Origin of the sequence: Parendozoicomonas verongulae, assembly GCF_009711465.1 — a bacterium.
Taxonomy (GTDB): Bacteria; Pseudomonadota; Gammaproteobacteria; order Pseudomonadales; family Endozoicomonadaceae; genus Sansalvadorimonas; species Sansalvadorimonas verongulae.
The window spans coordinates 1,580-2,020 of record NZ_SMME01000635.1 but is presented as its reverse complement, the minus strand read 5'-3'; the positions used below and the strand labels follow the sequence as shown (position 1 = coordinate 2,020).

1 protein-coding gene is annotated in these 441 nt (G+C 50.6%); it reads left to right on the top strand.

The genetic code is table 11. The features are described 5' to 3' along the window. Nucleotides 1–19 precede the first annotated feature (19 nt). Nucleotides 20–441: hypothetical protein (locus tag E1189_RS23135; RefSeq protein WP_196221055.1), on the top strand; the 422-nt coding region annotated here is incomplete at its 3' end.

Genomic DNA, 441 nt, shown 5'->3' with positions numbered 1-441 from the left:
AAGGTGGAGTGACTCGGGAATGCCACAGGAGCTGTCAAAATCCACTGGCACTCTTGAGAATGCTGTATATCGCCTATGGCAACAGTGCTGGTTTACACGATTCTATGGCAACACGGGTGTTCGTGCAGAGCAGGTTTTTCCTCTGAACACGGTTCAGACCATGACGCTGGCGATGAAAGCCAATCAGCCTTATCTGTCCGAAGCAGTGGGACTGATGGAGGCTATGGACTTTGAAGCCGAGATCAACTGGCCTGCCTGCTGGGAGGAAATCCTGGATGTTTTAAAGCAGCCCCTTTCCAGCTATTCCCAAGATGAGCCGGAGGAAAATACTCAGCCAACAGGTGGTACGGATACACAGGCTCAGTTGCCAAAGCCTGTCAAAAAAACTCTGGAGAGCAGGACAAACTACGAGCAGCTTCCTGTGTCACTTTCCAGTTACAT